Here is a 7544-nt window from a genome sequence, read left to right as displayed (position 1 = left end):
TCACACCATTCACACCATTCTCGGCAGTCAAAGCTCGCAGCTGTAACCTTTCGATTTCATTTAGTCCGTAAATTAAAAAGAAAGTTGAATACTCAATCCCCGTTGGAAATCTTTCGCTTTTCAGCAAATGTCGCAGGGGCTGCTGGGGCGATCCAAGAGGGGTGAGCTGTTTCACCCATCTTGGTCTGGTGTGGGCGAAGCGCCACGACTTTAATCCAAACGAGGTTTGGAAAGCGCACAAACAAAAAGCGAGTGCCATTTAATAGCACTCGCTTTTATTAGATTAACTTATTGAAGATTTGTCACTTTTTACAAATAACGTTTAATCTTAATATGAGTAAGACTAACTATGTTACTTAAACATTTCGTTTGCACGAACAACGGTAGAACGATAGCCAGGCTCATGTTTCGTTAATGTCTTCACTTTAATTTCGACTTTAATTTCATTTGTTTCTGGGTCAACTTCAGTGATCCAATGCTCTGGAGCCTGTTTAGGGTCCATTAGTCCTGCTGATGCAGAAGCCATGAACATCGTTTTAAGATCTTGCTGCCATTCGGTAATTGATGTGATTGGAGAATACCACTCAAAGCCACGCTCTTTGCCGTATTCCCATGTTTGCTTCACGGTCATTTTTTTATCATTAACTTTATATTCAACGCCGCGGCTGTATTTCATGCTAGGCAGTGCTGGTTGCTCAAGACCTCGGCCATCGCCATTATCAAATACGGTTACCGTGCCTCTTTCTGGTACTGCCCAAGCGGTATGCTGAGTCCAGGTCCAGTCAAAGTCACCTTGACAACCTTTGTCGTTACAGTCTAATTTTTTGCCTTTTTTGTTTACTGGGGTCAGCACTTTCTTGGCAAGTTCGCCTTTCCAGCCAGCAGGAGTACCTAGAATCCATTTGACTTCATTATCGCGACCGACTTTGATCACTGCTGATTGGTGACGAGCTGAGATAATAATTGAATCATCTTCAGCATCATAACCAATTGAGTTAATGTGCAACCAGTTACGACCCGCACCGACTCCGGCAACGTCGCCGTAAGGTTCATTTCTTAGCTGCTCAGCATCCATTTGTGCCCCAGCTTTATCCACATCTACATTTAAACAAACAGCGCCCATATCCAGTGATAACAATACATCATCACGCATATTGTCGAGAATGTTATTGAAATTCCACTCATGAACAACATCACCGTTTTGATCAACTTCAATAACAACGTCACGAACGGTATCAACTTTCATACCATCGGCAGATATAAAGTCACGTTTACCAACGCGCAACAAGTAATGTCCATTTGGCATTTCAGTTATTTCATGGGAAAAACCATTGTAGCCTCGAGGTAGATCATGCTTGAAAATTGGTTTACCTAAAAAGTCATATTTTGCATAGTATGGCGTATCAAAGCCTTGATTCGGCTGGAACATCAAGCCTTGACCAAAAATCAATTTACCATCGCTAGTTTGTTTGAAAGACATTGATCCGCCTGGACGGTCGTAGATGACATCAGCACGCATATGCCAGCGAACATCACCTTGTGTATCAATGATATTTTGTGTCGGATGCCAATCCCAATGGTCACGCATATTAGGGAAAATAACCTGACCATCAACGAGGTATAGGCGCTCTTCGAATCCTTTTGCTACTGTTAATGGCTCATATTCATATTGCGTGCGATCTTGTCCATCAATATGGATTTGAGGAAGTGCCGAAGTGCGAATTTTGTACTCTTCAGTTACCTTTTTACCTTCAAGCTTGTAAGACACTTTTACAGTATTAAGGAAATCTGGGTACATACCAAAAACAGGAATACCGTTATGCGTCAATACTTGGCTACTACTGACGGGGTAATCAATATCAACGCCATCACGGCCTTTACCTATAACGGTTACATTAACATCAGAGATAGTTTTCCCACCTAGGTCAATCACTGCTACCAGAGGGCTAAACTTGTAAGGATCAACATATACAAATCCTAACTGACCTTGGGCTACAGCAGTCGAAGCAGTACCGGGTAAATCTCCGCCTGCGTATACGTTGTGAGATACCATTGCACCAGAACTTGCAAACGCAATCGCCAGAGTCAAACTTAATATTGTTTTTTTCATCTTGAATTCCATAATATTATTGGTGTATTAAATTAATTTAGAAGTTGTATTGCATTGAATAGAACATGGCATTTTGCCAGCCCTCTTTACCTAGGTTGTTCTGTGCATATCGGTAAGATATTGCTGCCGAAACGCCGCCACTGATATGCCATCTGAGGTTGGCACTACCATTAAAGCCATGGTCTTCAATATCGCCAGATACGATGAGGTAATCATCGCCGCGGCCAAAGTAATGCTCTTGCCACCAATTGAAGCTGAAATCTTGGTTATAGGCGCTGAAATCTTTGCTGACACCTATATATGCGTAACCGCCATTGAACCCATTAGCATCAAAACTTTCGCCATTAGCCTTTTTAAAGTGGGCGTAGTCAGAGGTGACAACGTGGCCTGCTAGCGCAACCTGGGTGTACCAGCCGTTATCCCAGGTTTTGTCATGGCTAAAGCCAAGTAAGGTGTTGGTTTCTGACCAGACGGGCTTTTGCTTATTAAAGACCTGCCCATACCAGTTAAAGTCACTGTCTCCCATGTTGATTTGGCCGACGATGTTTATTTCAGAACCCATTAAATCGGAGTCGGTAAAATCTTCTAATTTGACGATGGCAAAAACGTCACCGAAGGCGTTGCCTGTGGCACCCTTGATGGCAATGTATTCGTTCTCACTTTTCCCTTCACCGAAATAAGCTTCGGTTCTATCGCTCCAATCCATGATGCCAACTTCGACGGCAAGCATCCCGGCACTGGCCGCAGGTATCGTAAGCGCCCCCATCAAACCGATCATTAACGCTGTTTTATTCATCATTTTCATCCTGACTGATTGTTTTTATATGTTGCTTAAATATCAATGTTGCTATTTTCTATGGGTTACCCAGCAAGCTGACAGTTAACGGTTATCAATCTATTAAGTCGATGAGCTGCCAGTATTTTCGAATTACTGGCAGCCTAAAGTCATTGCTACAGCAGCATCTTGTACCGAGGCTATTATTTTCTTGCCTTAAAAGTTTTAGTTAAAAATGCAATGGTTAATGGCAGCGCGCAGATGATAAATACGCAATAGCTCATGATGCAGTATTGAGCCATATTCAAACCAAACAGTGACCAATCGTCTTCACCACAAATACCGCTAGGGGCAAATTCATATGGGAACCATTCATGTAATGGAAGATTTAGTGGGAATCTAGGCTCTAGTGAACAAGCATTTGCGCCTTGACCGGATTGAAATAGATCTAGCCCTGTGTCTGCAGCGTGTGATGCGACATGTTGACCGGATAAAATAATGGCCTTATCCATACCGTAAATGATGCCGTACCATGCTAGCGCTAAGCCAAGCACTTTAAGGATGTTATGCTTTGGATTGACAATCATGATCACGCCAGCGATTAAAATACAGAACTGGCTAAAACGGATGTAGACACAGTTCTCACAAGGGTCACCTTCAAGGAACCATTGGAAATAACCCATAGCTGAACCCAGCAAAAATACACAAACAGAGGTCATTACAATCCAGACTGCACGCCCTTCCTGTGTGGCTTCTAATGTTGGTAGCGGGTGAGCTTTAAGATCTGCTACCCACTGCTTAAATTGATTAATCATGGTAAGTCCTAAAGGTTGTTCTTAATGGTTTCGTCAAGGTTGCCTAATGAGGTGATAGTGCCGGTATCTATCATTTTGTTGCCATTGACTACGATTGCGGGAATACCTTTAACTTTGGCGATGGTTAGGGCAATAGTGCGGTCATAGGCCAATTTTTCTTGTGCCTGTGGTGTGTCCAGCGCAGCCTTAAAATCAGCTAGTGAGATACCTGCGGCTTTAAGGCCAATAGCGGCTAATTCGCCTTCTACCGCGTTAGAGCCTTTAAGGATTTTAAGTTTTTTGTCATGAATTGCTGCGTACATGGCGAGTTTGGCTTGTTGGTATTTTTTGTGGCTAATGGTATTAGCGGCGGCTAACACTTCGCACGACTCAACGCCAAGCTCCCCTTTGTTTTCTAAGCAAATCGCCTGAAATTGGGTACCTGCTGGCAGGTTTTTGATGAGGTTTGGGGTAACTGCTTGTTCGTATTTGTAGCAAAATGGGCAATAAACTGAGTACACTTTTTGTACGGTGTTATCCAGTGCTGGCGTGTCAATTGTAATCATTTCAGCTGCTGATGCTGTGAATGTCATGAATAATGCTGCTGCTAATGTAGTAAGTGACTTTTTCATATGTTCTCGCTAATACTCAGGTTGGTTTCTGATGATTATATTAGCGGGGTTCAGCGGCGGGTTCCGTGAGCCAATGAAACGTTATTGGAAACCAGAGGTTTACATTTTTAGTGCTGTACTTCCCAGTTTTGCAACAAAGAAAGCTGGTAGTCGCACACATTAAAATATTTTAATCTCCATCACATTATAGGCTTTTATAGGGAGGAATAGGGCGAGATATTACCCAGGAAGTGAGATAATAATTTCGAGTTCAATTTTGAAATAAATATAGTATGAACAATTACTTACTAGATCCGCCTCAAATTATAACCAACATTTTAAAGGCTTCTTCTGAGGTCATAAAAGAGCAAGGTATTTGTTCCTTGAAAATGGCAACAATAGCCAGTCGCGCCGAGTGTTCAAAAAAAACCTTGTACCAATACTTTAAATGCAAAGAAGACATTGTGGTGTCGCTGTATGTTCAACATATCAATGATGTGGCTACCCATGTGAATGAGATACTTTCTTCAGATACGCTCTCAAACCAAGAGAAAATCATCTATTCAATGTCATACGACCCCATGAAATGTCTGGCTGCAAAAAAAAATGATCTATGTATTAATTTTTTAGGTGTTAACCCCCATATCTATGAGCTTGCTAGCTCGGAGTTTGTCGGTAATCTGAAAATTAATTTTATGGAAATAAAAGAGCAAGCTGAAACTATGTGGCAGACTGTTATTGCAGAAGGCGAGTTGTTATCTAGCAAAGAAGAAGTATTAAACTGTATTGTTTTGCTTAATCAAGTGGAGAGGGGGGCTGTTGTTATGGGGCAAAATAGATTTGTCAGGCAGTTTGGTTATGATTGCGACTTCAGGCCGACTTTTGATTCACTGTGCAGCGTTATGTATAGCTTAAAGTGGCAACACCAATGTCCATCGGTTTGTTATGAAAATATGCTAAAAACCATATCACCACTTGTATATAAAAAAAGTAAAATAGACATGCGCCATTACGCGCTCATTATGGAGTCGCTCAAAGAAGATATTGAACTATAACCTTGAGCGGCGCGTGTTATAGATCAATTTATAACAGGCGCTAATAGATAAGCTCAACTTATTAAAAGTATCGCTGATTGAAAGAATTACCCATTAACATCTTAGTCATTTAACAAAGTGCAGCTACCAGCAAAAGGGAGTGTATGCCTTTGCCCTTTGGTTTGAGCTTCGGCTGCACTTTGCCGCTAAATGGGCTCATAGGCTCCATTATCGGCTCAATTAGAGGCACATTTAGCGGTTCAATGCGACAACTGCACCATTTAGAAATTAAACGTTACTTTTTCAAATAACGTTTTATCTTAACCACGATATAGGTCAGTAAAATAGACCCTGCAATTAACCCAACAGAGAACACCACGTTTTGCAGTGCCATAGGGTTAAGGACCAACATGCTGCCTAAGCCTAGCATCATGATCCCAGACATTAACTTAAGTACTTCACCTTCTTTTTCAGTGAGCTTACGTTTACCTAATGTGGCAGCAAAAACAATGACAATCGTCGCTAATGGAATGATATAGATAAGGTTATAAGCGATGAGGTATAAATAGCGCTGCACGGTATCTACCCCTGAGATTGATAACACTGAGGTGTAAATCATCGGGAAACCCGCGGTGCAGAGTAGCTCGTAAGCATTGGCCATAATCGCCAGTAATGCCGAACCCAATATTAAGCTTGGTAAAGAGCTAGCTTTAGATAATTTGCCCATGCGTTTGATTAAGCTGCCGCGGTTTTCAACTGACATAGACAAACTGACATCGCCTTTACCAAAAAAGAAATCTTTAATATTCACTACTGCCGCCACCAGTGCGATAACTCCTGCGCTAGTAATTATCCAGCCGCCATCACCACCGCCAAGTAACTGGAATAAGTTTAGCCACGCGCTCATAAAGATAAAGTAAATAAAGCCCGAGAAAAACACAAAGATACCGCCCACTAATAACATGCGGCCACGACTACCGGCATTCACCATAATGCTAAGCAAAAATAGCAATACGAAGAAGGCACAAGGGTTAAAGGCATCGACGCCGGCGAGGACTAAGGTCAACACAGGAAGTGACATTTGCTCTGGTTGAACTGCACCAATTAACGGAATATCAACGGGCTGGATATGTGGCGTTGAATCGAGCTTTGCTTGTTCGCTAGTAGTCGTACTAAAGTTCATCCCACAAGTGCTGGGGTTATTTGGATCTGAATCATCAGCACAGGTTTCAAAAAGCGGGCTACTAGCAGTGGTTTTTTCGGTATAGAAATCAGCCATTAAGTCTTTGCTTGGCAAGCTGCCTGCATTTCGTTGATAACAAGCCTCTAGGCGCTGCAGAATATAGCGTCCGGTGACATCATGGCTGTTGTAGCCAGTAATGGCTTCGCCACAGACGGCGAAATAAGGCACTGACTTGGGTTCAACCCCGGTTAATTCGCCCACGGCCATGAGTTTGTCGACACTGCCAGGCTCGCTGATAAGGTAATCTTGTAAATGAATCCAGCTATAGCGCTCTGCTAAGGCATCTATAAAAGGGTGAGCCTCCTTACAATGTGGGCAGGTCGCAGACCAAAAAAAGTGTAAGTTAATCTCGGGGCCGGCTTGGGTTTGATTAACCCAAATACTGGCATTGGGTTCGTGAGGACTGGGTGTCACGTTACTTTGTGCAAAACCACAGACAGAAAATAATAAACTACTAATAAAAATGATATTGCTGACAACTTTGTTCATCCATAACCTCAATTCAATCATTTACCGCATTTAGTCACTCATAACATCAGTCATTCACTCTTAGCTGCAGTCTTTTGTCACATGCGCTTAAATTATCTCTGATAAGTCGCACTCGCTATAAAGCTAATGTCTCATAATGTTAACTACTTAGCGCTAACTTTGATGTTACAAGTGTAACTTTGTTCATTATGAAAATGATCAAACCTTTAATACGTGAGCTTGCTCCCATTCTCTGCATCGAGGTCGTGATTATGGGCAATTTTATTGAAGAACAAGATATGTGTTGATTGAAAAATGGTCTTTACATTTTTTTACTGAGCCAACACCCTCATTGACATTGCATTCGCTAAACTTGTTTCATTCCTACGAAACAGTATGTAGGTGACCCCAGATCCCGTTATCAGTGCGATGTTCATTTTCATACTGACAACACAAACGATTTTGAGCCTAAGGTGAGTTTTTGATTGGTTACATTTGATGGATTAAAT

7 protein-coding genes are annotated in these 7544 nt (G+C 42.0%); 1 reads left to right on the top strand and 6 read right to left on the bottom strand.

Annotated elements, in window-relative coordinates; translation table 11 throughout:
* The 5 genes from AB4160_RS10865 to AB4160_RS10845 all read right to left on the bottom strand — a co-directional run.
* Window positions 1-259, bottom strand: a 259-nt coding sequence (locus AB4160_RS10865; protein ID WP_372004597.1) for a hypothetical protein, incomplete at its 3' end; no start/stop codon positions are given.
* A 93-nt stretch (window positions 260-352) separates the two neighbouring features.
* Window positions 353-2110 carry an aryl-sulfate sulfotransferase gene (locus AB4160_RS10860; protein WP_372004593.1) on the bottom strand — a complete coding sequence of 586 codons (1758 nt, stop codon included), beginning with the start codon at window positions 2108-2110 and terminating at the stop codon, window positions 353-355.
* Between the two features lie 37 nt (window positions 2111-2147).
* Window positions 2148-2909 (bottom strand): hypothetical protein, encoded by a 762-nt coding sequence (locus tag AB4160_RS10855; protein ID WP_303502200.1) that lies wholly within the window; start codon window positions 2907-2909, stop codon window positions 2148-2150.
* Window positions 2910-3088: 179 nt separating this feature from the next.
* On the bottom strand, window positions 3089-3700 hold the full coding sequence (locus AB4160_RS10850) for a disulfide bond formation protein B (protein ID WP_303502202.1): 612 nt from the start codon (window positions 3698-3700) through the stop codon (window positions 3089-3091).
* A gap of 8 nt (window positions 3701-3708) precedes the next feature.
* On the bottom strand, window positions 3709-4311 hold the full coding sequence (locus tag AB4160_RS10845; protein WP_303502204.1) for a thioredoxin domain-containing protein: 603 nt from the start codon (window positions 4309-4311) through the stop codon (window positions 3709-3711).
* A gap of 272 nt (window positions 4312-4583) precedes the next feature.
* Here AB4160_RS10845 and AB4160_RS10840 point away from each other — a divergent pair, with 272 nt between their 5' ends.
* A complete protein-coding gene (locus tag AB4160_RS10840) occupies window positions 4584-5345 on the top strand; it encodes a TetR/AcrR family transcriptional regulator (RefSeq protein ID WP_303502208.1) in 762 nt (253 codons plus the stop codon).
* Between the two features lie 274 nt (window positions 5346-5619).
* On the opposite strand, the gene AB4160_RS10835 is transcribed toward AB4160_RS10840, so the two are convergent.
* A complete protein-coding gene (locus tag AB4160_RS10835) occupies window positions 5620-7056 on the bottom strand; it encodes a cytochrome C biosynthesis protein (RefSeq protein ID WP_372004589.1) in 1437 nt (478 codons plus the stop codon).
* Between the last annotated feature and the right edge of the window lie 488 nt (window positions 7057-7544).

It is taken from the genome of Shewanella sp. 10N.286.51.B8, from assembly GCF_041469325.1.
Taxonomy (GTDB): Bacteria; Pseudomonadota; Gammaproteobacteria; order Enterobacterales; family Shewanellaceae; genus Shewanella.
Note: the sequence above shows the minus strand (reverse complement) of the source record. Positions and strands in the feature narration are given on the sequence as shown.

Coding starts and splice junctions, on each gene's coding strand:
- AB4160_RS10860 (WP_372004593.1), bottom strand. CDS start 2,110: ATGAAAAAAACAATATTAAGTTTGACTCTGGCGATTGCGTTTGCAAGT.
- AB4160_RS10855 (WP_303502200.1), bottom strand. CDS start 2,909: ATGATGAATAAAACAGCGTTAATGATCGGTTTGATGGGGGCGCTTACG.
- AB4160_RS10850 (WP_303502202.1), bottom strand. CDS start 3,700: ATGATTAATCAATTTAAGCAGTGGGTAGCAGATCTTAAAGCTCACCCG.
- AB4160_RS10845 (WP_303502204.1), bottom strand. CDS start 4,311: ATGAAAAAGTCACTTACTACATTAGCAGCAGCATTATTCATGACATTC.
- AB4160_RS10840 (WP_303502208.1), top strand. CDS start 4,584: ATGAACAATTACTTACTAGATCCGCCTCAAATTATAACCAACATTTTA.
- AB4160_RS10835 (WP_372004589.1), bottom strand. CDS start 7,056: ATGAACAAAGTTGTCAGCAATATCATTTTTATTAGTAGTTTATTATTT.